Genomic DNA, 25,234 nt, shown 5'->3' on the forward strand with positions numbered 1-25,234 from the left:
GTAGAACGCAGCTTCTTCCAGCTTAATTTGCTCTCGTTGAGGTAACAAAAGAGGGTTAATGCTGCTTTTGAAGATGGTAAGCCAGCGGCTGCCAAGATAGTTTAGTCTGTCGAATCTCCAGAAAGACAATGATTTCCTTAAGCATTGCTTCAAGCGGCTTCTGTTTACACGGAGAAGGTTGCAGGGGGTAACAAGCGTGAGTGTTTTAGCTTACATTACTGTTGATTATCTACGTGTCCTCCCTTAGAAGGAATCGAATAGGCTTTCCCCATGATTTTCTGAACCGTGACAGCATTCATAACAACTTGTTTAATGGCATGTATGACTCGATCGATCATTCCCGTCATCTCAACAAGAATCTTTAAGAGAGCAAAGGTGTTGATGTCAACGAAGTGATTGTCTGCTGAGCAGCTAGCGCGGTACGAACAAGCGGTTAAATCATGCTCTTTAAACATAATGTTGCCTTAGTGACTGGAGGCACATTGGGTACTGGTCGAGCAACAGCAATTACGTTCGGTGCGGCTGGTGCAAAAGCGATGTTCTCCGGTAGACGCAATCAAGAAGGCAGAGAAATGGCCGTACTGATTCGTGATGCAGAGGTAGAGTGCTTGTTTGTGTGATCAGACGTATCGAGTGAAGCAAGCGCTCATGCCTTGAGCCGAATCGCTTCTAAATCAAGCTCGTGTTCCAGTCGATGCAGCACCTCATCATTGATCACGCCCTGGTTCCGCAGTTTGACCACAACGTTGCGTTCCGCCACAACAGCTTCTCGTTGCAACACCTTGAGTGTCGCTAGTTGTTCACCGTTGCCAGTATCCATGTCAAGGCAGGCATCACAATATTGGCGAACGCGCTCCTCATACTTCCTGCGCAGCCATTGCACCATTTCAGCGTCTGCAAGCGCACTATCTTCAGCAATTAGTTCCTCTAACCGTGCCATCGCGGCTTCGGCTGCCTTGAGTCGAGCTTCCATCTCTTCACGCTCGGTATTGCCATCATCCGCGATCTTGAGCCAACGGATCAGCAACGGTAAGGTCAACCCCTGGAACACTAACGTGACTAGAATGACGCAAAAGGTGAGGAAGATCACCAGGTCGCGCTCAGGAAAGGGCGTGCCCGCATTGGTTGCAAGTGGTAAAGCGAGCGCCGCCGCCAAGGAAACCACGCCACGCATGCCAGTCCAACCAATAAGCGTCACCTGCTGCCAGGGCGTCGAGGGTTCACGTTCCCGCAGCCGACGGTCAAACAAACGGGATAGATAAGCGGCGGGAAACACCCACAAAATCCGAATCCCAATCACAACCACGCTGATCAAGAGGCTATACCAGGCAAGGGTTATGGCTGACCGTTCGGCGATCGCCGCCAAAATAGCTGGAAGCTGTAGCCCAATCAGAATGAAGACAAGCCCGTTCAGCAGAAAGACAAACAGTTCCCAAACTGCGAGTGCCTGCATGCGCGTGGTGGGAGTAAAGGCATCCGAACTGTGCCAGCGGTGGTAGATTCCAACTGCAACTGCCGCCAGCACACCAGAGACATGCAAATGCTCAGCAACCAGGTAGGAGGCATAGCTCATCAAGAGCGTGCCAGTCACTTCCACTAATGGCTCATCCAACTGTCGATGAATCCAAATGGTCACCCAACCCGCCGCTAAACCGACCAGGATGCCACCCACTGAGATCAGCACAAAACCCAGTCCAGCGTCCCACACCGAGAATGAGCCTGCGACAACTGCGGCTACGGCAAACCGATACGCCACTAGACCCGTCGCATCATTCACCAGGCTTTCCCCTTCTAGAATTGCCACAATGCGCTTGGGCACACTCAGCCGCTCCGTAATGGCAGCCGCTGCCACCGCATCGGGCGGCGACACGATCGCGCCCAGGACAAACGCGACGGGCCAGGTCATCCCTGCGATCACCGCATGAGCCGCTACCGCCACGGCACCCGTCGTCACCAGCACCAGACCGATCGCCAGCAGCAAAATCGGCCTCAAGTTGGCGCGGAAGTCTCGCCAGGAGGTGAACCATGCCGCCGAAGTCAGCAGTGGCGGCAAGAAAACCAGAAAGATCACGTCGGGTTTCAGCTCAACATGAGGTAGACCGGGCACAAAGCCCAGCGCTAGTCCACCCACAACTAACAGGATGGGGTAGGCGATTTGAATTTTTTCGGCAATCACTGCCAGGGCGGTCACTGCAAACAGTAGCCCCAAGACAATTTCAATCTCATGCATAAACAGGTGTGATGCTTTTTAGGTTGGTGGTGGAAGGTAGTGGGGTTGTGAGTGCTTTGACCGTTGACCGACTTTCACTTCACAGGAGTAGTGGCAGCTGCTTCGATCAATTTAGCGACTTCGTTGGGATGGGAGAGAAAAGGGACATGACTAGACTTGATCTCGGTCGTTTTAGCACCGATGCGTTTTGCCATGAAGCGCTCAAGCTCAGGGTTAATGGCACGGTCTTCCTGGGCCACTAGATACCAGGATGGGATCGTCTTCCAGGCAGCGCTGGTTACGGTTTGGTCAAACGCTGCGCCAATAAGAGGCTTTTGCGTCGCTGCTAGCACACGTGCCTCAGCCGTTGAAAGATCCTTGGCGAAGACATCGTGTAACTTCGCTCGATCGACGTAGAGAAAGCCTGCCGTATCTGGTACCAGTGCAGTGGCGAGCGGGGGAAGGGCGTATTTACCATTTAAGGCGCTAATCGTTTCGCCTGCATCGGGAGTGTAGGCAGCGATATACACCAGCGCTTTCACGTGCGAGTTACCCGCCGCCGCCCCTGTAATCACGCTGCCACCGTAGGAATGCCCTACCACGACGACGTTACCTTTTTGGGCATCGATCACTCGCTTGGTGGTAGCAACATCATCGGCGAGAGAGGTCAGGGGATTCTGTACAGCCGTCACCGTGTAGCCATCTCGTTCTAGAAGTGGGATCACACGTTGCCAGCTAGAGCCATCCGCGAAAGCTCCATGCACCAGCACGATCGAGGGCTTGATGCTCGACGTTTGACCCAATGGTTGTGCTGCTACTGCGTCGGGATGGTGCATCACGACGTTGACCACAAGGCCAACGATGACGAGCAAAAGGAGCCAAAAGCTCTGAACTTTTTTCGGGGTAAAAGACATAGCGATGCTTACCTCTGTGATAGTTGGTTGAATGACTTGCTGAGCCGATGATCGCTCATGCTGGCTGGTTGAATTTTACCTTTAACGGCGAGTCTCCCAGCTTTAGAATCAGGTGAAAGACATTTTGATCATTTATGACTGAACTGAGAGCGATCGCCCCGTTGTTGCGCAGATGCCAGCAGTTGTTTGCCGTAAGCGAGTTGAAGTGGCTCCCAGGTTAGTAGCGCCTTTGTCACGTCATGGTTGAATTGCGTGAGGGCATCCGAAGGCGATCGCATTTGCGGCGGCTCTAGCGGTACTCGCGACAGACGAAACGCGTCTTTCCAATCGCGCTCAAAGGCTGATGGCCTCTTGTACAGCATTGTGGTGAGAACTTGGTCGTCCTGCGAAACAAGAAATGTCATAAATTTATTATCTCTTTGCAGTTGACAAGCATTCTCAAATAGTTGCACACTCTTTAGAAGTTTAGAAATCAAGAGTTCAGTAGGAGTTTTCATGCTTGCTTCCTTCTTGATTATGTTTCGGGAAGGCGTGGAGGCGGCGTTAATCGTGGGCATTATCGCCAGCTACCTGCGTCAGACGGGACGCATTCAGCTCATGAAAGCCATCTGGCTAGGTGTTGCTTCAGCGACGTTGATGTGTCTGGGTGTGGCGATTTTGTTGCAAGCAACGCGTCAAGACTTTCCGCAAAAGCAACAGGAATTATTTGCATCTGTGATTGCGTTTGTGGCGGTCGGCGTGCTGACCTGGATGGTATTTTGGATGAAGCGCGCGTCACGTTCCATCAAAGGTGAGTTGCAGTCACAGGTGGAGTCCGCTATCCAATCGGGCGATCGAGGAGGACTGGCGCTGGTAGGCATGGCGTTTCTCGCCGTAGCACGCGAAGGATTAGAAACCGTAGTCTTTTTGCTGGCAACGTTGCAACAGAGTGTGGGCATTCAGATTCCGATCGGTGCTTTCCTGGGTTATGTAGCGGCGATCGTGGTGGGCGTGGGCATTTATCAAGGCGGCATTCGGATCAACCTTAAGCGCTTCTTTAAGTGGACAGGAGCCTTCATTATTCTGGTGGCGGCGGGGCTACTAGCAGGTGGTGTGCGCGCGTTGCACGAAGCGGGAGTCTGGAATGGGTTGCAAGGAGTCGTGTTTGATCTCAGCAATAACTTGCCGACGCAGGGATTGATCGGGTCGTTGCTGGCTGGCTTTTTTGGCTACAACGATGCGCCAACTGTCGGCGAAGTCATTGTTTATCTGGGTTACCTGATTCCAGTCATGCTGCTCTTTCTAGCGGGTAGTAGAACCAGTCAAACCCCTGTCAAGCAGTCTTTGTAAGCCAGATTAAAGCAACGTTCTCAACCTGTATGATGCAACGATTATTTATGTCTCACTCAAAATTCAGTTTGTCAGTGCTGGCGATCGGGCTAGTCTACCTGACCAGTGCCTGTACCTCACCTACCAGCTCGTCTGCCAACCAAGCAGAGGCTAAAGAGGTGCCAGTCACCGTAACCGATACTGGCTGTGAACCGGGTCAGTTGACCGTTGATGCTGGGCGCACAACCTTCGTGATTACAAACAAAAGTTCAAGAGCGCTGGAGTGGGAAATTCTAGAAGGGGTAATGGTGGTCGAAGAACGCGAAAATATTGCACCTGGTTTTGTGCAAAAGCTAGGGGCAGAACTGAAAGCCGGAGAATACATCATGACGTGCGGTCTTCGCAGTAATCCGAAAGGCAAGATTGTGGTGATGGGGACAAAAAGCTGAGCATCGTCATCGCACCAAAGTCGGTTGCCTCGAAGGATCTGCGATCGCTCCCTTAAACTTACCTAAGTTCATTACAACAATCCATTTCATTACAACAATCCATCTGTTTCCATTTACATCTTTAAAACACAACTGAGATCACTAAAATGACTTCTACCCCAAAACAAGCGTTTCGCTCTATTGCTTTCCTGTCCGCTAGTTTGCTCATTCTAGTAGCAGGAGGATGCACCTCTAAAGCACCAGAAGCAAATACCAGTTCACAAGCCAGCGCTCCCAGTGCAGAACCAGCAACATCTGGCAAAGTCGCGGTCGATCCCAAGCAGTTAGATTCAGCGATCGCAGAGTACAAGACCTATGTAGAACAAGAAACCGATCAACTGGTCGATAAAACGAAGGCGTTTACCGATGCAGTGATTGCGGGCGATGTGGCAACGGCGCAAAAACTCTATGCGCCAACTCGTGTTCATTGGGAGCGCTCTGAGCCGATCGCCGAACTCTTTTCTGACCTGGACGGCAGCATGGATGCCCGCGAAGATGATTTTGCCAAGAAAGCGAATGATCCAAACTTCACAGGCTTCCATCGGTTAGAAAAAGCGTTGTTTCAAGACAAAACCACTAAAGGCATGACGCCGATCGCTGAGAAGCTCAGAAAAGATTCACTCGATCTGCAAAAACGCATTGCCACACTCACCATTAAGCCAAAAGATATGGTAGGCGGTGCCGCTGCCTTAATTGAGGAAGTTGCAGCGACCAAAATTAGCGGCGAGGAAGACCGCTACAGCAAGACTGACTTGTGGGATTTCAAAGCGAACGTAGACGGTTCACAAAAGATTGTGGAACTTTTGCGTCCCAGCTTGGAAAAGGCTGATCCTACTCTCCTGGGACGAGTTGATAATAACTTCAAAACCATCAACGACAGTTTAACAAAGTACAAAACAGCCGATGGGGGCTTCGAGTCCTACGACAAGTTAACGGAAGCAGACCGACAAACGCTGAAAACGGTGATTGCAGCGCAATCAGAAGATTTGTCCAAGCTGCGTGGGACGCTGGGAGTGAATTAGAACGATGAAGGACAGTCTATCGAGTCCTGATCAAGCCTGGTTGCGAATCAGTCCTCACCTGCGTCGCCGTGATCTGTTGGTTGGTATGGCCGCCGCCGGAGGGCTAGCAGCACTGACCACATTAGGGTATCGATCGCTGCAAAAACGCGAAGAAGATACCACTGAAATGAGTGTACCTTTCTGGGGTGTGCATCAACCAGGCGTGATCAATCCCGCTCCGGCGGCGGCGTTAATGGTAGCGTTTGATGTGACCGCTCAAACCAGGACTGATTTGGTGCGCTTATTTCAGACGCTCACCCAGCGCACAGCATTCCTGATGGCGGGCGGTACCCCACCGCCGATCGATGCCAAGTTTCCCCCCAGCGATTCAGGCGTGTTGGGCACCAACGTGTTTCCTGATAATCTCACCATGACGGTTGCCCTTGGCAGTTCATTGTTTGATCAACGCTTTGGGTTACAAGCGCTGAAGCCACGTCGCCTGATGGCAATGCCCAATTTTCCCAATGACCAACTCGATCCGGATTTGTGTCATGGCGATCTTTTGCTGCAATTTTGCTCAAATACGGCTGAGACGAACATTCACGCCCTGCGGGACATTCTCAAACATCTGCCTGACTTACTGACCGTCCGCTGGAAGATGGAAGGCTTTCTGCCACCCCACACGCTAAAAAAGCTTGGCAAAGACACGGTGCGAAACCTGCTGGGCTTCAAAGATGGCACGGCAAATTTAGAGGTCAACGACACTAAATTGATGGATCGCACTGTATGGGTACAGCCAACCAGCGATGAACCGAATTGGGCCACAGGTGGAACTTATCAGGTCGTGCGGGTCATTCGTAATTTAGTAGAACGATGGGATCGCACGCCACTGCAAGAGCAGGAGGAAATTATTGGGCGCGAAAAAGGGTCTGGTGCGCCTCTAGGAATGCATTATGAGCGCGATCGTCCTGACTATGCTCACGATCCAACGGGAACACACATTCCACTCGACGCTCATATTCGACTGGCAAACCCACGCCAGTCCGAAAAGGGGCTGATTTTACGACGCGGCTTCAACTACTCAGAAGGGGTCGATCGATCGGGGCATCTGAACATGGGCTTACTGTTTGTTTGTTTTCAGGCAGACTTAGAGCGAGGCTTCATTACCGTGCAAAACCGCTTGAAGGGTGAACCCTTAGAGGAATATATCAAGCCGATCGGGGGCGGCTTTTTCTTTGCCTTGCCAGGAGTCACGGCTAAAGGGCAGTATTTGGGGCAATCGCTATTAGAAAGCACACCAACCTGAGTATCGAATAACTGAATCAGGAGAAATTGAGGATGCATCGACGCGATCGCTCAAAGCATAACTCAGACTCACCGCTCCAACCAGGCTGGCAGGGTTTCACTTTTGTGAGCCAGAAGCATCATTCCCAAGATTCAGCCGAGCCATCACCCTCTTTGCAGAACAATGGCGATCCGGTTCAGATGAGGTGTCTCTCTCAAACTCTAGCCGGCGATCGCGTTCGCATCATCGCGTTGCATCAAGATGCGAACAACTTGATTACCAGAGGGCTAACATCTGGTGTGACCGTGCAGATCGTAAGCCGCACCGCCAGTGGTTCAGTTGTTGTGTTGTTGCACGGTAAAAGCCTGGGAATCGGTTCGGCGATGGCGCAGTCAATTATCGTAGAACCAATCTGAAGACGGTGAGAATGGTCTAAATGATCTGGTCTTGGGCTATTGCTGGAAGTAATCGAGCTGCCAACAGATTTCTAGCCAAGCCGATAGAGTTTGCTTTGATGCTGTCACGCTTCGCACAACGCTCCAGACTTGAATGACCATAGCAACACTGTCCAGTTGCACCCTCAAAGGTTGGTAGGCAGCACACTGACAGGGAATGTCTAATGTTTGCAACCGTTGATAGACCTGCCAGCGGTCTTCACAGCTCACTTCGGTCAGGTCTTGGGGCTGGCAAGGAAGATTCTCTAAATTCATGCGATTGGCATCAGTAAAGAATGATTGGCAATAAGCGGCTGACAGTGCTTAGAATGCTTGAGAGCACTGCACAATGACGTAACGATTTGAGCAATGAAAGGTAGGATGCTCATCTTGATAACGAGAGCCTTTCTCCTGGAATCGTTAAGCCAAGGCTGCGATCGCTGTAGATAGGTTCTAACCGCTTTCCCTTTTTTTGTCCGTTGAGTGGTGGTTAAATCTTGAGCAGTGGTTAAGTCTGAGGCAAGCATAATCACTTCCGTTGGGTGGCAATGGCTAGTTTGGCTTCCGGCACTTGACGCAGTTGATCCATTACTTCAATCACATGACTGTGGGTTACAGAACCATCGGCGTTCAGAACGACAACCAGTTCCTGACCGGGGCTAAGCTGCGTTTTAATGGTGTTTGCCAGGTTATCAACCTGGATGGGCGCTTTGTTCAAGAAGACTTTTCCCGCTTTGTCAATGCTCACCGTCGATCGACTCGCGGCTTGCGGTTTGGCAGTGGTAGCTTTGGGCAGATTGACTGGCAACCCTTCAGAGCGCACTAGAAACAACGTCGAGAGGATGAAAAAGGTCAACAGCGCAAACAGCACATCGATCAACGGGACAACATTAATTTCGGTGGGTCGCTCCAGCTCTTCAGACAGTTGCCTACGCATAGGATGATTCCAAAACTCTGTGAGCACGACGATGGATCAGTTCTAGCTGGACGCTATACTCTTCAATCAGACCGAGTTGCCGCTGGTAAAAGGCGCGAAAGGTGTTAGCAAGCAAAAGGGCGATGGCTGCCACAGTTAAGCTAGGCTGTGTTTTAAAACTCCTAATCGCTTCGTTGCTGAAGCTTCTGCCCCCTTTTCTTGTATGCCCAAAGGGCTTTAAGCCCCCAAGATTGGGGGACTTTGAAGCCTGTTTGGAAGCCCCCAGAATTGGGGGTGGGGGGCTTTCGAGGGTTTTAAAACACGCCCTAGTAGCGGTGGCGACCAGTGCCTCACTGATTCCGGCGGTGACACCCAGCGTTTTCGTGCCGCCAATTTCGCCAAGATTCAGTGAACTGAAGGAGCGAATCAGCCCCATGATGGTGCCCAACAGTCCGAGCAGGGGAGCGAGACCCACAACCGTTTCAAAAATGGGTGAGAACCGTTTTAAGAGAGGCAACTCTGCCTGAATTGCGCCATTTAACGCCAGCCGAAATGCTTCAGGGTTGGCATCTTTGAGCGAAAGGGCTTCTAGAAAAATGCGGACAACGGATAGATCAAGGTTGCGTTTGAGCGTCTCGATCGCCAGGTCAGGTTTCTGTGGGTAACGTTTCAGGACATCCCGAATCACTGGATGTTGGCGGCGTTTAACACGATACCAGAACACAAACCGCTCGACTGCCAGGGCAATGACAGCGATCGAGAACCCGATCAGCGGCACCATAATGATGCCGCCTGCTGCGAATAGTTCGTTGAGTCTTGGCATGAACTCCTCTACGAAGGGTAGACATCGGTCAGCACCCACGTCGAACGACTGACGGATGACACAATCTTTCAAAAGCACTATAGAGTTTAATAGGAACTTATATCAAGTAGATTACCCAATTAATTTCTGTTGCTCACACTGAGTTGCTCGATCTCTGGACGCAAAAGCGGCCTAAGACAATCAGTAGGCGATCGTCATCAATTCTCAAGTACTCAAGACGTATGGTTAAGAAAACTTATGATTTCTTAAAGGCATCTCTCAGTCTTAAAAGTGCTAAAACCTCCTCTTTAAGAAGGGTGCATCGATTTGAAGCTGGCTTAGAGTCAATAATTTTTTGGCAACGAAAGGCTTGACTTTAGTCACTAAGCAGCATAGCTTTTTGATTATTACTAAAACTTATTCGCAATAAGAAACGCTAGTTCTTCTCATAAGGCTGGCAAATGTTTCTACCCGTCTCTCTGAGGCGGGCAATTTTTGTTGCAAATAACGTTACGGGCCTGTGAGGAGAAGTTGTGAAAAAGTGGCATTTAGAATTAGGGGTTGTGACTGACATTGTTGTGCAAAGCGCGATCGCGTCTCTGCTATCGTTGAGCCTCTCTCACTCAAAGGCTGAGGCGAGAGAACTACCAGTGGGAAGAACGGCAGCGGTAGAAACGCAGAAACCGACAGCGATCGGGACTCGCATGAAGGACTTTAATCGTCCTGCCACGACGCTCAAGGAATGGGAGAAGCTGATCACCCAAAACTCGCCTGCATCGGTGAGTGGGGTGAAGCTGGAACGGGTCGAGGATGGCTTGGATATTACCCTGGAAACTGCTGATGGAAAACCTTTACAGGTCGATGCTACCAAGTTTCGAGCTGAGGGTAAGAGCCTGGTTGCGGACATTCCAAACGCAGTGTTGGCATTGCCCAATGCTCAAGAGTTCAGTGCTGAGAACCCGACGGGAGAAATTGCTAATGTTCGCGTGACCCAGATCGATACTTCCACCATTCGCGTCAGTGTGGTCGGCACAACGGCATTGCCCACATCAGATGTGACGCTGAAGGTGAGCGGACTGGCGTATAGCCTCAATCCAGAAGGCCAAACACCGGAAGAAGAACTCGTGGTCACAGGTGAAGGGCAGGGACGATATCGCGTACCGGATGCCACTACTGCCACAAGAACAGACACTCCCCTCCGCGACATTCCCCAATCGATTCAGATTGTGCCCCAGCAGGTGATCAGAGATCAGGGAATCACGCGTATTACCGACGCGACTCGGAACGTCTCAGGCACAACGATCGCATCGGGCTACGGCAACCTCTTTGGCGATGTCCGCTCCCGTGGCTTCTATACCAACTTTTTAAAGGATGGATTCTCTGTAGGGGGTACAAACTTTTTCATTGATGGCGGCAATATTGAACAGGTAGAGGTGCTAAAGGGACCTGCTTCGGTGCTGTATGGAGCAGTGTCACCTGGTGGAGTCGTGAATTATGTCACCAAGAAACCCTTGAGCCGTCCCGCTTATGCTGCTGACTTTACTGCTGGCAGCTACGCCTTCTACAAAGGGGCGATCGACTTGACCGGACCCGTAACCCAAGACGAACGATTGTTATATCGCTTGAATGTTTCCTACGAAGACTCTGGCAGCTACCGCGATTTCATTGACAATAATATTTTCTTCATTGCTCCTGTTGTCACTTATCGGTTTAGCGACTCAACTAACCTTACCCTTGCCTATGAATATCTCAATGCGAAACTGGGATTCGATCGCGGTTTACGACCCGTACCTGCCTTTTTGAAGGTACGCAGAAGTCTGAATATCGGCGAACCTGAACTTGATTTTCAAGACATTGAGGAACATCGCGTCAGTTTAACGCTGGATCATCGGTTTAATCAAAATCTCCGCCTGAGAAGCCAATTTGTCTACCTTTCTGAGAAACAAAACAGTTTTGTGACTCAGCCTGGAGAACTCGATGCAGACGGTCGAACCTTGACCGATCGCGGGTATTTTGGCGGTTTAACTCACGTTGATACCTATGCGCTGCAAACAGATTTAATTGGTAATTTCAAAACGGGTTCTGTTGCCCATCAACTCCTGGCGGGGCTGGAACTGCGCCGGAGGCAACAGGCTGACAACGGCATCGGTGGGATTTTTGAGGGTACACTCGACATTTTCAATCCTGTCTATGGCTTACCCCGTATTCCTGATCCTGATAACTTCTTTGAGCAAAGCTCTAATAATGTCGGCATCTACTTGCAAGACCAGATGACTTTGCTCCCCAAGCTCAAACTACTGGTGGGTGGCAGATATGATTTTGTTTGGTACGACACCAAGTCCATCAGTGACATCAGCATCAATAGTGACCCTGTTCGGAGTGAGTTTTATGATGGTGCGTTTTCCCCTCGCGTTGGTATTGTCTATCAACCGATTGAACCGATCTCGCTTTATACCAGCTATAGCCGTTCTTTTGAACCCAATAATTCTAGAACTGCCAGTGGAGAGTCGCTAGAGCCTTCACGCGGTACTCAGTTTGAAATCGGTGTGAAAGGTGAATTTTTCAATAAGCGGCTGTCAGCCACGTTTGCAGCGTATGACATTAGAAAAACCAATATTCCCACCACAGATCCAAGTAATGAACAATTCTCGATCGCTATTGGAGAGGTGAAAAGCCGGGGGATTGAACTGGATGTTGCTGGGGAAATTCTACTCGGTTGGAAAGTGATTGCGTCCGGTTACTTGAATGATGCGTTTGTCAGCAAAGATAACAATCTTCCTGAAGGTCGCCGCCTGACTAATGCACCGACTCATGGGGCAAGTTTGTGGACAACCTACGAATTTCAAGCGGGTGGCTTGAAAGGGTTTGGCATTGGGGGAGGGCTATTTTTTGTCGGCGATCGCACGGCCAACATTGATGATCCATTAATCCTGCCTTCCTACGTCAGATTTGATGCTGCTCTCTTCTACAAATGGAATAACGGACGCATTGCCCTCAACTTCAAGAACCTCGGCAACGTGAAATACTACGAATCCAATGACTACCTGGTCTTTCCACAAACGCCATTTACTGTCCAGGGAACCGTTTCCGTGAATTTTTGATTCTTTTTAAGCTTGGAATCTCTGCTATGACGTTCAGAACTCTCCGCACCTGGATCTTTAAAGGACATCGCCTCCTGGGTTTTGCAATCGGGCTGATTGCGATCGTGATTGGTTTAACTGGCAGCATGATTGTCTTTCAGAGTGAAATCAACGACTTTTTATTGCATCGGCATCTTGATCCGATCATTCCTCAGGGCGATCGCTTACCGCTGGAAGTAGTTCTGGAACGGGTCAAAACCGCTTATACTAACCAGCCAAATATGTCACTGCAACGGGTTTATTTTCCAGCTAAACCCGATGATTTTTTTAATGTCATCATCTCAGTTACCAGCAATGATTGGGTCAGTGTTTACGTTAACCCTTATACGGGAGCAATTTTAGGCGACAGCCTGCATCCCAACGCCATACAGCATTTTCTAGCGATTGTGTATGAACTCCACACATCGTTGAAGTTAGGCGATCTGGGTTTATACATCGTTGGCTGGGTCGGTTTGGGTATGTGCATTGTTGTGGTTGCAGGCATTATCTTGTGGCCCGGCTGGCGCAAACTAGTTGCAGGTTTCAAGATTAAGTGGAATGCTCACCCCAAGCGCCTTAACTTTGATCTACACAAACTATTGGGGATTACAGCTGCCACTTTTTTACTGTTCACCTTCTTCACTGGGTTTGCCTGGAATTTAGGCTATGTTGACCCATTTATCCGTGCCATTACCTTCAGTCCTGCTCCGCCTGATCTCGCTTCTCAGCCGATCGCAGGTCAATCTCCTCGTTCCCTCAGCCAACAGATGAAAACGGCTCAACTTGCCCTACCCAGCGGAGCTTTGCGAAGCATTGACTTAACAGCAGACCCTAAAGCACCCCTGCGGCTTCGGATGAAGCAAACCCAGGAACGACAGGAATATGGCATCAGCAATGTTTACCTGGACCAGTACGGTGGTCAAATTTTGCGCGTTGATGATTCGTTAAAGGCATCATTGGGCGACAAGATTCTCAGTTCCTTCGATTTACTACACTACGGTACCTTTGGTGGCTTACCGACGCGCATCTTGTATGTGTTTGTCGGTTTAACGCCGCTGATTCTGTTTACGACAGGGTTTGTGATGTGGTGGTATCGCAAACGCAAAGATATTCGCTTGGTTGAGGTCAGTGAAGAGACGATCGCGCGACGCTGAGCGATCGCTTCCATCTCAGTTCAAGTTTTCTAGTTTTCAGTTGTGTGAGGGTTTGTTGTGAAATCATTTTCGTTAATTCATTCCCTGTGTTTAGTCAGTACCGCATCCCTGCTTTTCATTCCAGTCGTGCAAGCGAATGAAATGGCACCTGAGCGATCGCCTACATCCACTAACCTGCGTAATCTAAAACAACCTGCCAAAACTGTTAAAGAATGGCTGGCTCAAAGTGAGAACACACCCAGTACTGCCTCGGTGCAGGTAACTGGAGTGAAGCTGGAACGTGCCGACACTGGACTTGACATCACCTTAGAAACTGCTGACAGTAAACCCTTGCAAGTGGATGCCACGAAGTTTAGAGCCGAGGGCAAGAGTTTAATTGCGGACATCCCGAATGCGGTGTTGGTATTACCTAATGCCCAGGAATTCAGTGCTGAGAACCCGACGAGTGAAGTTGCTACGGTTCGCATCACTCAGATGGATGCTGCTACGATTCGCGTCAGTGTGGTGGGGACGACTGCCTTACCCAAGTCTGATGTCACGCTGAAAGTGGCTGGCTTGGCATATAGCCTCAACCCGGAAGGGGAAACACCGGAAGAAGAACTCGTGGTCACAGGTGAAGGACAGAGTGGCTACCGGGTTCCTGATTCTACAACAGCAACCAAAACCGATACGCCATTGCGCGACATTCCCCAATCGATTCAGATTATTCCCCGACAACTGCTGGACGATCGCCAGATCACGCGAATTGATCAAGTCGCTGACAACGTGCCAGGAGTTCAACCCTTTGACACCTACGGTGGGATTCCAACCGCAAGTTTTATTATTCGAGGTTTTAACAGTGCTTCCACTGTTTACCGGGATGGGTTTCGGGAATTCAGCTTTGCCAACCCTATCAATTTTGCGGGGGTTGAGCAAATCGAATTTCTCAAAGGTCCTGCCTCCGTTCTCTATGGACAAAATGAACCGGGTGGACTGGTGAACGTTGTTAGCAAGCAACCCCTTAAACAGCCCTACTATTCACCTTCCCTGACAATAGGGAGTTTTGATTTTTATCAAGGAGCGCTGGATCTCTCTGGTCCGCTCAATGCCCAGAAAACGGCAGCCTATCGTCTCAATCTAGCCTATGAGAATGCGGGTAGCTTTCGGGATTTTGTAGACTCAAAAAGTATTTTTGTCGCTCCAGCGCTTTCGTTTCAGCTTGGTCCCAAGACTAAACTGACTCTCAACTTTGAATATCAGAATTATAAATTTATTTTTGATCGAGGTCTTTTGCCTGAGCCGGAAAGCTTTCGGGTTCCAATCAGCCGCTTCTTAGGCGAGCCCAATGAAGATGATACGACAGCGAACTACTGGCGTGCCAGTTACGTGTTGGAACATCAGTTCAATCAAAATTGGAAATTTCGCTCTGGATTTGCAGTTGCGATCGCAACACTTGACGAATTTACGATCGCACCAGGCTCTTTGCAGGAAGATCGCCGCACGGTGAATCGTGGCGTATCTACTGCCGATGAAAAACAACAGAACTTTACGCTGCAAAACGAGTTGATTGGCAAATTTAAAACAGGCTCAATTGACCATCAAGTTCTATTAGGCATTGAACTGTTGCGTTATCGGTTCCAATACCAGTTTTTTGGTGCGACGATCGCTCCCATTGACCTCTTCAATCCTATCTATGGCGCACGACCTGAAAGCTCCTTTGTTGATGAATTTGGTCCAGATGAGTATGGAACTGATGCCATTAGCCTTTACTTTCAGGATCAAGCCACATTCTCAAAACAATGGAAACTGCTAGCTGGTGGACGCTTAGACTTAGCCCGCTCAACTGATCGTGGAGGATTTGACAATGCACTCTTAAAGGATGTCACCGATCTTGCTTTCAGTCCTCGTGTGGGTCTGGTGTATCAACTCACGGACTGGCTCTCACTCTACGCTAACTACGCCACAGCATTCAATCCCGTGATTTTTGGTACGAGTCGAACTGGAGCATCCTTTGACCCAGAGCGAGGCAAACAGTTTGAAGCAGGCATTAAAGCCGATGTGATTCCCAATCGATTATCTGCGACATTTGCCGCTTACGAAATCACCAAAAAAAATGTATTGATCACCGATCCAGAGGACGATCGCTTCAGCATTCAAACGGGAGAGCAAAAGAGTCGGGGGATCGAATTTAACCTGGTCGGTCGTCCTGTGAATGGCTGGAACACCGTACTGTCCTATGCTCTGACTGATGCATTTGTGAGTCAAGATACCACGATTCCAGTTGGAGATAAACTCGCTGGCGCACCTAAACATCAATTTGGACTATGGAATAGTTATGAAATTCAAGCAGGACCCCTGAGAGGATTTGGCGGTGGTCTAGGACTTTATTACGTGAGTAAAGCAGATGCAGTTCTACCTAACACAGATGTAGACCTACCTAGCTACTTTCGGGTCGATGCATCGATCTTCTACAAGCGGGATAAATGGAAAGTGCAGTTGAATGTCAATAATTTGACCAATGTGGAAAGCTACAAAACTCGTGGATTTTTAATTACACCTCAACCTCCACTGACAGTTTTGGGAACGGTTTCTTACACATTCTGATTGGCAATTCCATTGAGTTTCTACCATGAACCACAAAATTATTCGCACAGTCACCTTTCATCTACATCGCTGGCTGGGTTTAGTGGCTGGAATTTTGCTCTGCATCGCTGGCGTGACTGGCAGCATTCTGGTGTTTGAGCAGGAGATTGACAGCTTCTTGTTGGAAAAGCAAATTGGGCGTGTCGTGCCAGTGGGCGATCGCCTTCCCCTAGAATCTCTAGTTAATACTATTAACACCACCTATGCGTCCACACCCAAATTTAACCTCACTTACGTTGAGATGTTTGAGGGAGAGCCGTATGAGTTCCGGGCTGAAAATGCAGACGAGAAGGATTTTCGAGTATTTGTGAATCCATACACTGGCAAAGTGATGGGCGATCGCGTTTGGGATGATACCTGGCTTGGTTTCACATTCAAACTGCATTACCAACTTCTCGCAGGTGCCACAGGCACCTTCATCATGGGTGTTGTGGCGCTCGTTACTTTGATTCTCAGCCTTACGGGTATTGTATTATGGCCCGGATGGAGGAAACTCATCAGTGGCTTCAAGATCAAATGGGCAAGTCATATCAAGCGCGTTAACTTTGACCTTCACAAAGTTGCAGGCATTATTACCGCTGTTTTTCTTGCCTTCATTGGCTTCACAGGTTTTGCCTGGAATGTGCCTGAAGCCAAAGTAGAAGCGGCGATCTACGCTGCAACGTTCACGCCCAAACTGCCAGATCCTGTTTCCCAACCAATCCCTGGCAAACAGCCGCTTTCGCTGACCGAGTTGCTCCAACGCGCCGATGTGGCTGTTCCCAATGCACCTACCACTGGACTATTCTTCCCCACCAAATCTGAAGCCCCTTTATGGTTAAGTAAAAAACAACCTCAAGAAACCAGCAAATGGGGGAGCACACAAATTTATCTCGATCAATTCAGCGGTAAGGTGCTGCGAATCCAGGATGGCTTAAAGCCGACTCGTGCGGAAGTCGTCCTCAATTCATTTTCTCCGTTGCACTATGGCACGTTTGGCGGTCTTCCCACGCGCATCTTGTATGTGCTTGTTGGTTTAACGCCGCTCATTCTATTCACAACAGGTTTTGTGATGTGGTGGTATCGCAAACGCAAAGATATCCGATTGGTTGAGGTCAGTGAAGAGACGATCGCCAATCGTTGAGCGTGATGCTTTACAGAGTCCGCAGTGATCGCAGCTCCAAAGCTCGATTCCCATTTTTCAAAATTTTTCATCGTGTGAGGATTTACTATGAAGCCATTTTTGTTGATTCACTCCCTATGCTTAATCAGTACTACCTCTTTACTGATGGTTCCAATCGTGCAGGCTCATGAAACGGCACAACTATCGTCTACTGCTACGACTAAACTTCGCGACTTGAAGCAGCCTGCTAAAACCATCAAAGAGTGGCTGACTCAAGTTGAAACCACCCCCGATGTCTCACTTGTAAAAGTGATAGGAGTCGCCCTTGAACGTAGCGAAGCAGGTTTGAACATTACTCTGGAAACAGCTGATGGAAAACCATTGCAGGTAGATGCCACAAAGTTTCGCGCAGAGGGTAACAGCTTGGTTGCAGACATTCCCAACGCGGTGTTGTCACTGACATCGGCTCAGGAATTTAGCGCGGAGAACCCTACCGGAGACATTACTAGCGTGCGGATGACGCAAGTGGATGCGAGCAGCATTCGGGTGAATGTGGCAGGGAAAGATGCACTGCCCAAGTCAGAGGTGACATTGAAAACGGCAGGACTGGCATACAGCCTCAATCCAGAAGGGCAAACACCGGAAGAAGAATTGGTGGTGACAGGAAATCGCCCCGGTTCTCCCTACTTCGCCCCTAACGCCTCCAGCGCCACCCGTACCGACACGCCGATTCGCGATACTCCGGTATCCATTCAGGTGGTGCCCAAAGAAGTAATTGAAGCCCAGCAGTCCACTCGCATTGAAGAAGTACTGCGAAACGTCAGTGGCGTAACGTTCCAAGGCACTAACTTTGGTCGCAGTAGTGATTTTGCCATTCGTGGTTTTGGTGCCTCTTACACAACGTTGCCCCTCTTGCGTGATGGTTTCCGACTCTACAGTTTCGTTCAGGGGTTTCCAGAGCTTGCCAATTTGGAACGGGTGGAAGTGCTGAAAGGTCCGGCTTCCATCTTGTATGGAGATATTCAACCCGGTGGATTGGTGAACCTGGTGTCGAAGCAACCACTGAGCCAGCCATTTTACGAAGTGGAATTGCAAGTGGGTAGCCGCAACCTGGTGCGCCCCCGGTTTGACATTTCTGGACCTCTGACGGCGAATGGCAATCTGCTTTATCGGTTGAATGGGCTATATCAACACGCCGATACCTTCCGCGATTACAGCACCGAGCAAAATCGGTACTTCATTGCGCCTGCCTTAAGCTGGAAGATTGATCCAAACACTGACCTGAACCTTTCCCTGGAGTACACCTACGATAAGCGTCCAGCCGATCGAGGTATCTCTGCCTTTGGCAATGGTGTGGCACCCGTACCGCGCGATCGCGTGTTCAACGAACCCGATGACACGATTACCAACAAATTCACGAGCGTTGGCTACAACTTAGAGCATCGCTTTAGCGAGAATTGGAAAATTCGCAATGCCTTTCGTTACATCGCGACCGACTACAGTTTCAACCTGATTGCGCTGCCCTTGTCGCTGATTGAACCGCAAGGCACGCTGCTGCGATTTTTTGCGGATCAGGATGGTACTGAAAAATCGTATTCCGTGCAAACCAATGTGCAGGGCAAATTCAATACTGGATCAGTGAGACACGTTTTTCTGTTTGGGGTTGATTTTAACCATAGTGATCAGACCAATGTGACGATCGGCGACTTTGTGAATCCCCTTCTCCTCGACATTTTTAACCCGGTGTACGGGCTAACTCCCCGACCTAATACCGCCTCCTTACCCGTTGTGGCTGATTAAACCGACAACATCAACCGGATAGGAATTTATTTGCAGGATCAGATTTATCTGTTGGATAACCTGATTGTGCTGGGAGGCTTGCGGTACGACACGGTACATCGCAAAACGACCAGCCCAGACGTGTTGTTTAGTCCCGGTGGAACGGACGTGACACAAGATGAAGATGCACTGATTCCCCGCGTCGGCATTGTCTATCAACCGATCCCAGAACTATCGCTCTACGCCAGCTATTCCCAATCGTTTTCACCTAACACTGCCACCACATCCAGCGGAAACCCTCTGCAATCAGAGCGCGGCGAGGGGTACGAGTTGGGCATCAAAGCCGAACTGCTAAACCGTAAACTCTTTGCCACGCTCACCTATTTTGACATTACCAAACGCAAAGTGGCAGTGACTGATCCCAATAATTCCTTCTTTTCTATCGCCACAGGCAAGCAGCGCAGCACTGGTGTGGAACTGGACATCACCGGGCAAATTCTGCCGGGATGGAATGTGATTGCCAGCTACGCCTACACCAACGCCAGGGTGACAGAAGACACCAACCCAGAGTTTGTCGGTAATCGTCTGGCCGGAATTCCGTTCAATAGCGCGGGCTTGTGGACTACCTATGAGATTCAGAGTGGCAACCTGAAAGGCTTGGGCTTTGGGTTTGGCTTTAACCTGGTCGGCGAACGTCAGGGCGGCTTACCTAACAGTTTCCGGGTGGATAGCTATATCACACCGAATGCGGCTATTTTTTATCACCGCGACAAGTTGAGACTGGCTGTGAATTTCAAAAATCTCTCGAATGCCAATTACATTGAGGCGGTTGGCACTGCCAGAGATTCCGGTCTTTATCCTGGTGAACCGTTCACCGTCATTGGCTCTGTGTCCTATGACTTTTGAGCAAGCTTAATTTCTAATCCAACTAACTTGAATTTGTGAGAGAACATCGCATGACGTTCCGCAACCTGGCATTACGACTACATGGTTTCATTGGCACTGTGATGGGATTATTGCTGGTTGTGAGCAGTCTCACAGGTGCCAGCATCGTGTTTCGTGAGGAACTGGATCACGCGCTCCATCGATCGCTCCAATCAGCCACTCCCCAAGCCGAACAGGTTTCCATCGACACCATTCTTACCCCTGTACAGGCTGCTCACCCCAGTTTGCCATTGCAGTTTGTTATGTTTCCTCGCAAACCAGATGAAACCTATCTGGTCGCTATGAAGGAACCCAACGGACATCGGCTAGAAACCTTTGTCAACCCCTATACAGGTGCAGTGCTAGGAGAACGAGTGTGGGAACGATCGCCGATCGGGTTCCTTTATAGTCTGCATGAGGAACTGCTGTCAGGCACTGGAGGCATGGTAGTTATCGGTATAGCGGGCCTCTCTCTGCTGCTAACCGCCCTCACCGGAATCATCTTGTGGGCGGGTTGGCGTAGGCTGGCAAACGGGTTCAGAATTCGCTGGCACGCACCCACTGCTCTAGTGAGCTTTGACCTCCACAATGTAGGAGGTATAATCTCCGCCGTGTTTTTGCTCGTTCTGTCAGCAACCGGCATTGTGATTGTCGCTTTGCATGTGCTGCCAGCGCTAAGTACCCCACCTGCCGTAAAATCGGCACCGCAACCATCATCCCTTGCCTTGAGTGAGCTCCTGCGTAGAGCCGACGCCGCCATACCTGAAGGCAAGACAACTATGATGGTATTCCTCGAAACTGAACCCCAGACGGTTTCCATCCATAAAAAACTACCGAATCAAGAAACCGGGCGCTTTGACCTCAGCAGCGTGGAGATCGATCGCGCCAGCGGCAAGGTGTTGCAGACCAACAGAGTCGTGAAGCCAGAAGGGTTTTTCAAGGTAATTATAACGATCGCTGATCTACACTTCGGTACCTTTGGTGGGCTGGCAACGCGGGTTCTCTACGTCTTTATGGGTTTAATGCCTACCATTCTATTGATCACGGGCTTAATCACCTGGAAACGTAGACGCGGACTATTAGCAAGACGCAACGCAGAGTTACAAATCGCGCAGCAAGCTCAGGTTAATCCCCTTCCTTAAAACGTTTGGGTGCAATGCTTCAATGCCATCTTCTCTCTAGTCTACTGGCCTAACTGACCAATATCCTATTCACTTGTGTGCGAGGATTCATTGTGAAAACTGTTTGGTTTATTCATTCCCTGTTGTGGCTTACTATCTTCGCTCCATTAACCATGCAATCGGTTCAAGGAAACGAAGGCACCAATATAGCTAAATCGGGATCAGATATTACTCGTATTCGTGATTTACCGCGATCGGCAACTACCGTCAACGATTGGATCAGTCAAATTGAGCAGACAACCACTCAAGCAACTGTACAAATTACGAGTGTGCGTTTGAATCCCACATCAACGGGATTGGAAATTGTTTTAGACACACTTAATAATCAAGCGTTACAAGTAGATGCCACTAAATTCACCTCTGAAGGGAACGCGCTAACCGCCAGTATCTCCAACGCAGTACTGTCCTTACCCACTGGGAATGATTTCCGCGCAGATAATCCCACAGGCGACATCACCAACGTCATCGTCACTCAAGTCAATGCCACTACTATTCAAATCAATGTAGCTGGAAAAGCTGGATTGCCCACCTCAGATGTAACGCTGAAAACCGGAGGACTGGCATACAGCCTTAATCCAGAAGGTCAAACACCGGATGAGGAACTGGTGGTGACGGGCACTGGGCAGCGAGGATATTTTGTGCCGAATGCAACGGCTGGTACACGTACCGATACGCCGTTACGCGATGTGCCGCAAGCCATTCAGGTCATTCCACAGCAGATTATCCGGGAACAGCAGGTGACTCGCTTGGATGAAGCGCTTCGTAACGTCAGTGGGGTGACAGCGACCAACTTTGCGGGAGGCTTCACAGATTTTACCATTCGCGGGTTTTCGGGTGCGCCAATCTTACGCGATGGGTTTCGGCAGTACGACTTTTTTCAATCCATTCCTGAAACGGCAAACTTGGAACGGATTGAAGTCCTTAAGGGTCCAGCTTCTATCCTGTATGGTGAAATTCAACCCGGTGGCGCGATCAATGTGGTGAGCAAAAAGCCGTTATCAAACCCGTTCTATGAAGCTGAACTCCAGGTTGGCAGTCGCGGCTTTGTTCGACCCCGGATTGATTTTTCTGGTCCCATTACAGCAAATGGCAATCTGCTTTACCGCTTGAATGCACTGTTTCAAAACGAAGATGGCTTTCGCGGATATGACCAGAACAATCAGCGAACATTCGTTTCGCCCAGTTTAACCTGGAAGATTGGCGATCGCACCGACATCACCTTTGAGTTAGGCTACATCAACGACAAGCGACCGTTAGATGCGGGTTTGGTTGCCTTTGGTACGGGAGTTGTTAGAGTGCCGCGCGATCGCATCACTAACGAATCGGCTGACAAAAGTGAACAGCGGTTTTTCAATGTTGGTTATAACTTCGAGCATCGTTTCAACGACAACTGGAAAATCAACAACGCTTTCCGATTCTTCCAACAGCGGTTTATCTCCGATTTCTATTTTCCCGCTGCTTTTAACGAGGCAACAGGAGACTTATCCCGCTTCTTTACAACACGCGATTTAGATTTTCGCACCTATGCCCTTCAGACCAATGTCACAGGTAGATTTACCACAGGCTCTATCGCTCATACCCTGCTATTTGGCGTTGATCTGAGTCGCCAAACCGAGCGGTTTTTTGGACTATCAGATTTTTCACCACCCACCGTTATCAATCTTTTTGATCCGATTTATGGAGCCAATCCCAGACCTGACTTGGCAATTCTACCTGTCGTGATTGATGATCTGACCTCACAAAACAGGTTAGGGCTTTACCTGCAAGATCAGGTCGCCTTACTCGACAATGTAAAACTTCTGGCAGGCGTGCGCTATGACACGGTGAAACAAATTAGGCAACGCGATCCTAACTTCTTTAATCCCATCAATTCTGAATCGACTCAAAATAATGACGCGGTGACTCCTAGAGTGGGTCTAGTGTATCAACCCATTCCCGAAATTTCGCTCTACGGTAGCTACTCGCGATCGTTCAATCCCAACTCTGGTACGACGGTCAGTGGCGCTTTTCTAGAACCGGAACGGGGGCGAGGCTACGAATTTGGGGTTAAGGCTGAATTGCTGAGAAGCAAGTTGTTTGCCACGTTAGCGTACTACAACATCACCAAACAGAATGTGGCAACGACTGATCCAGTGAATCCCGATTTTTCGATCGCCACTGGAGAACAACGTAGTCGCGGCGTTGAATTCGATTTGTCAGGAGAGATTCTGCCCGGTTGGAATATCATTGCCGCTTATGCCTATACCGATGCGGAAGTCACCCAAGATTCTGCGATTCCCATTGGTAATCGTCTAGTGGGTGTGCCCAAAAATAACGCCAGCTTGTGGACAACCTACACGATTCAGCGGGGCGATTTACAGGGATTGGGCGTTGGGTTTGGGTTTAACTATGTCAGCAACCGCGAGGGCGATTTAAACAACACCTATCGGTTGGGCGATTACTTTGTCACCAATGCCGCCATCTTTTACCGTCGAAATAACTACCGCCTAGCCATCAACATCAAAAACCTGTTTGATATTGACTACTTCGTGGCTTCCAACTCTGGCAGTCGTACCAGTGGCATTGAACCTGGTGCACCGTTAACCGTGATTGGCTCCTTTTCGGTGGAGTTTTAGTGTTGCCGCTATCACTTGTCCAGACTTTTGTTGTTTCGTTTATTCGAGGAATTGATATGAACCGAGTCTTACTGAATCTTTTGCTAGTCGTGAGTGGTGCGATCGCCACTGCCTGTCAACAGGCTTCCACACCGACCGCGAATCAGTTGACTCCTACTACAGCGCCATCCAATGTTTCTACCAATCAGGAAACGCCTCCAGCCACAAGCTTCAATGCAGAGATTTATCTCTTAGCCAATCCTGATGTTGCCAAGCAGATCAAAGCTGGAAAGTATAAGTCAGCACTGGAGCATTACGAAAAAGTGGGTAAATCTGCGAAGAACGCTCAGGGAGAAGCGATTGAAGGCTTCTTCACCGACACGCCAGGAAACGACACCATCAAAGGATTTGGGCCAAAGGCGGTGCCGATTATGCCCGTATTCAAAACTTCACGAAGGGTAAAGACGCTCTTGAACTAGCAGGGAAACCCGCTCAATACAAATTTGCAGCGACCGATGGAAACTTTCGGGTTTCAACCGCAAGTGGGGATTTAGTGGCGCTCGTAGAGGGAGTTAAGCCGCTCAAAGTGACGTAAACTTCCAAAGAAGCTGGCATATTCATTATGAAATAATCAGGACTGTCATGCGTAAAGATTCTAGAGCAAGCATTCTTAACGACCCAACGATTGAAGCAGTATTAGATCGCCTGTATGAAGAAGCCGATCGACAAGTTGGTGCGTTACTTTGGCATTATTTACCCAAGCTACCTGGCTTATTTTTGGGTAAAGGCATTCAGTGGGATCAAACCAAAACCGAATTTTATCGTGATAAATATATTCCCATTGAGCGCGATCAAGGCGAGTTTTTGTATTTATTGGCGCGATCGCTCAATGCCAAAGCTATTGTTGAGTATGGCACCTCGTTTGGCATTTCAACCATCTATCTAGCAACTGCTGTAAGAGATAATGGCGGCGGCGTAGTGATTGGTACTGAAATGGTGCCTGAAAAAGTCATTCAAGCCAGAAAAAACATTGCTGATGCCGAGTTGGAAACCTACGTTGAAATTCGTGAAGGCAATGCCCTGGAAACGCTCCAGCACTTGAATCAGCCGATTGATTTAGTGCTGATGGATGGATGGATTCATCTGGCGATCGACGTACTCAAGCTCCTCGATCCATTTATTCGACCGGGGGGCATTGTTGTGTCTGATAACGTGGGAACGTTCAAGGATGACCTGAAACCCTACGTTGAGTTTTTGCAAGATCCTGTCAATGGTTATCGATCAGCAACGTTGGCGCTCAAAGCAGGCACTGAGTTTTCAGTGAAAGTAAGATGAGTCGCGCTAATTCGTTGAAGATGAGTCATCGAACTCTACAACCTGCCAATCACACTCTATAGCATTG

Annotated in this window: 22 protein-coding genes; 16 read left to right on the forward strand and 6 right to left on the reverse strand. The window is 49.4% G+C overall.

The features are described 5' to 3' along the window. Window positions 1-440: 440 nt before the first annotated feature. Window positions 441-620 carry an SDR family NAD(P)-dependent oxidoreductase gene (locus AC5JLP_RS06695; RefSeq protein ID WP_496067146.1) on the forward strand — a complete coding sequence of 60 codons (180 nt, stop codon included), beginning with the start codon at window positions 441-443 and terminating at the stop codon, window positions 618-620. A gap of 26 nt (window positions 621-646) precedes the next feature. On the opposite strand, the gene AC5JLP_RS06700 is transcribed toward AC5JLP_RS06695, so the two are convergent. From AC5JLP_RS06700 to AC5JLP_RS06710, 3 genes are all read right to left on the reverse strand, one after another. Then, entirely contained in the window at window positions 647-2,230 is a 1,584-nt protein-coding gene (locus AC5JLP_RS06700) for a Na+/H+ antiporter (protein ID WP_496067147.1), read from the reverse strand. Window positions 2,231-2,304: 74 nt separating this feature from the next. Then, window positions 2,305-3,123, reverse strand: a complete 819-nt coding sequence (locus tag AC5JLP_RS06705; RefSeq protein ID WP_496067148.1) for an alpha/beta fold hydrolase — start codon at window positions 3,121-3,123, stop codon at window positions 2,305-2,307. 128 nt (window positions 3,124-3,251) lie between these two features. Further along, window positions 3,252-3,527, reverse strand: coding sequence for a hypothetical protein (locus AC5JLP_RS06710; protein WP_496067149.1), 276 nt, complete (start codon window positions 3,525-3,527; stop codon window positions 3,252-3,254). A gap of 91 nt (window positions 3,528-3,618) precedes the next feature. Between AC5JLP_RS06710 and efeU the strand changes: the two genes are divergently transcribed. The 5 genes from efeU (at window position 3,619) to AC5JLP_RS06735 (ending at window position 7,621) form a co-directional block, all read left to right on the forward strand. Continuing rightward, complete coding sequence (efeU, locus tag AC5JLP_RS06715) at window positions 3,619-4,452, forward strand: iron uptake transporter permease EfeU (RefSeq protein ID WP_496067150.1); 834 nt, start codon at window positions 3,619-3,621, stop codon at window positions 4,450-4,452. Between the two features lie 29 nt (window positions 4,453-4,481). Then, window positions 4,482-4,880, forward strand: a complete 399-nt coding sequence (locus tag AC5JLP_RS06720; RefSeq protein ID WP_496067151.1) for a cupredoxin domain-containing protein — start codon at window positions 4,482-4,484, stop codon at window positions 4,878-4,880. A gap of 146 nt (window positions 4,881-5,026) precedes the next feature. Then, on the forward strand, window positions 5,027-5,941 hold the full coding sequence (gene efeO / locus AC5JLP_RS06725; RefSeq protein WP_496067152.1) for an iron uptake system protein EfeO: 915 nt from the start codon (window positions 5,027-5,029) through the stop codon (window positions 5,939-5,941). A 4-nt stretch (window positions 5,942-5,945) separates the two neighbouring features. Further along, window positions 5,946-7,226 (forward strand): iron uptake transporter deferrochelatase/peroxidase subunit, encoded by a 1,281-nt coding sequence (efeB, locus tag AC5JLP_RS06730; protein WP_496067153.1) that lies wholly within the window; start codon window positions 5,946-5,948, stop codon window positions 7,224-7,226. Window positions 7,227-7,258: 32 nt separating this feature from the next. Next, window positions 7,259-7,621 (forward strand): FeoA family protein, encoded by a 363-nt coding sequence (locus tag AC5JLP_RS06735; protein ID WP_496067154.1) that lies wholly within the window; start codon window positions 7,259-7,261, stop codon window positions 7,619-7,621. A gap of 36 nt (window positions 7,622-7,657) precedes the next feature. On the opposite strand, the gene AC5JLP_RS06740 is transcribed toward AC5JLP_RS06735, so the two are convergent. The 3 genes from AC5JLP_RS06740 to AC5JLP_RS06750 form a co-directional block, all read right to left on the reverse strand. Then, the gene (locus AC5JLP_RS06740) at window positions 7,658-7,915 is read right to left on the reverse strand and encodes an Asr1405/Asl0597 family protein (protein WP_496067155.1); all 258 of its coding nucleotides are present in this window, start codon (window positions 7,913-7,915) and stop codon (window positions 7,658-7,660) included. Between the two features lie 253 nt (window positions 7,916-8,168). Next, window positions 8,169-8,576 (reverse strand): ExbD/TolR family protein, encoded by a 408-nt coding sequence (locus AC5JLP_RS06745; RefSeq protein WP_496067156.1) that lies wholly within the window; start codon window positions 8,574-8,576, stop codon window positions 8,169-8,171. Further along, a complete protein-coding gene (locus AC5JLP_RS06750) occupies window positions 8,569-9,378 on the reverse strand; it encodes a MotA/TolQ/ExbB proton channel family protein (protein ID WP_496067157.1) in 810 nt (269 codons plus the stop codon). Before AC5JLP_RS06750 ends, AC5JLP_RS06745 begins: the two co-directional genes overlap by 8 nt. Window positions 9,379-9,890: 512 nt before the next feature. Between AC5JLP_RS06750 and AC5JLP_RS06755 the strand changes: the two genes are divergently transcribed. The 10 genes from AC5JLP_RS06755 (at window position 9,891) to AC5JLP_RS06800 (ending at window position 25,167) form a co-directional block, all read left to right on the forward strand. Continuing rightward, the gene (locus tag AC5JLP_RS06755) at window positions 9,891-12,458 is read left to right on the forward strand and encodes a TonB-dependent siderophore receptor (RefSeq protein ID WP_496067158.1); all 2,568 of its coding nucleotides are present in this window, start codon (window positions 9,891-9,893) and stop codon (window positions 12,456-12,458) included. A 26-nt stretch (window positions 12,459-12,484) separates the two neighbouring features. Further along, window positions 12,485-13,630 carry a PepSY-associated TM helix domain-containing protein gene (locus AC5JLP_RS06760; RefSeq protein ID WP_496067159.1) on the forward strand — a complete coding sequence of 382 codons (1,146 nt, stop codon included), beginning with the start codon at window positions 12,485-12,487 and terminating at the stop codon, window positions 13,628-13,630. Between the two features lie 57 nt (window positions 13,631-13,687). Further along, window positions 13,688-16,213, forward strand: a complete 2,526-nt coding sequence (locus AC5JLP_RS06765; protein WP_496067160.1) for a TonB-dependent siderophore receptor — start codon at window positions 13,688-13,690, stop codon at window positions 16,211-16,213. A 25-nt stretch (window positions 16,214-16,238) separates the two neighbouring features. Further along, window positions 16,239-17,375 (forward strand): PepSY-associated TM helix domain-containing protein, encoded by a 1,137-nt coding sequence (locus AC5JLP_RS06770; protein WP_496067161.1) that lies wholly within the window; start codon window positions 16,239-16,241, stop codon window positions 17,373-17,375. 144 nt (window positions 17,376-17,519) lie between these two features. Beyond that, window positions 17,520-19,154 carry a TonB-dependent receptor plug domain-containing protein gene (locus AC5JLP_RS06775; RefSeq protein WP_496067162.1) on the forward strand — a complete coding sequence of 545 codons (1,635 nt, stop codon included), beginning with the start codon at window positions 17,520-17,522 and terminating at the stop codon, window positions 19,152-19,154. 18 nt (window positions 19,155-19,172) lie between these two features. Continuing rightward, entirely contained in the window at window positions 19,173-20,039 is an 867-nt protein-coding gene (locus AC5JLP_RS06780) for a TonB-dependent siderophore receptor (protein WP_496067248.1), read from the forward strand. 50 nt (window positions 20,040-20,089) lie between these two features. Further along, on the forward strand, window positions 20,090-21,199 hold the full coding sequence (locus AC5JLP_RS06785) for a PepSY-associated TM helix domain-containing protein (RefSeq protein ID WP_496067163.1): 1,110 nt from the start codon (window positions 20,090-20,092) through the stop codon (window positions 21,197-21,199). Window positions 21,200-21,351: 152 nt separating this feature from the next. After that, on the forward strand, window positions 21,352-23,853 hold the full coding sequence (locus tag AC5JLP_RS06790) for a TonB-dependent siderophore receptor (RefSeq protein WP_496067164.1): 2,502 nt from the start codon (window positions 21,352-21,354) through the stop codon (window positions 23,851-23,853). Between the two features lie 56 nt (window positions 23,854-23,909). Then, window positions 23,910-24,311, forward strand: a complete 402-nt coding sequence (locus AC5JLP_RS06795; protein WP_496067165.1) for a hypothetical protein — start codon at window positions 23,910-23,912, stop codon at window positions 24,309-24,311. A 163-nt stretch (window positions 24,312-24,474) separates the two neighbouring features. Beyond that, window positions 24,475-25,167, forward strand: a complete 693-nt coding sequence (locus tag AC5JLP_RS06800) for an O-methyltransferase (RefSeq protein ID WP_496067166.1) — start codon at window positions 24,475-24,477, stop codon at window positions 25,165-25,167. The last annotated feature ends 67 nt before the right edge of the window (window positions 25,168-25,234 follow it).

The sequence above is a fragment of the Stenomitos rutilans genome, from assembly GCF_059505485.1.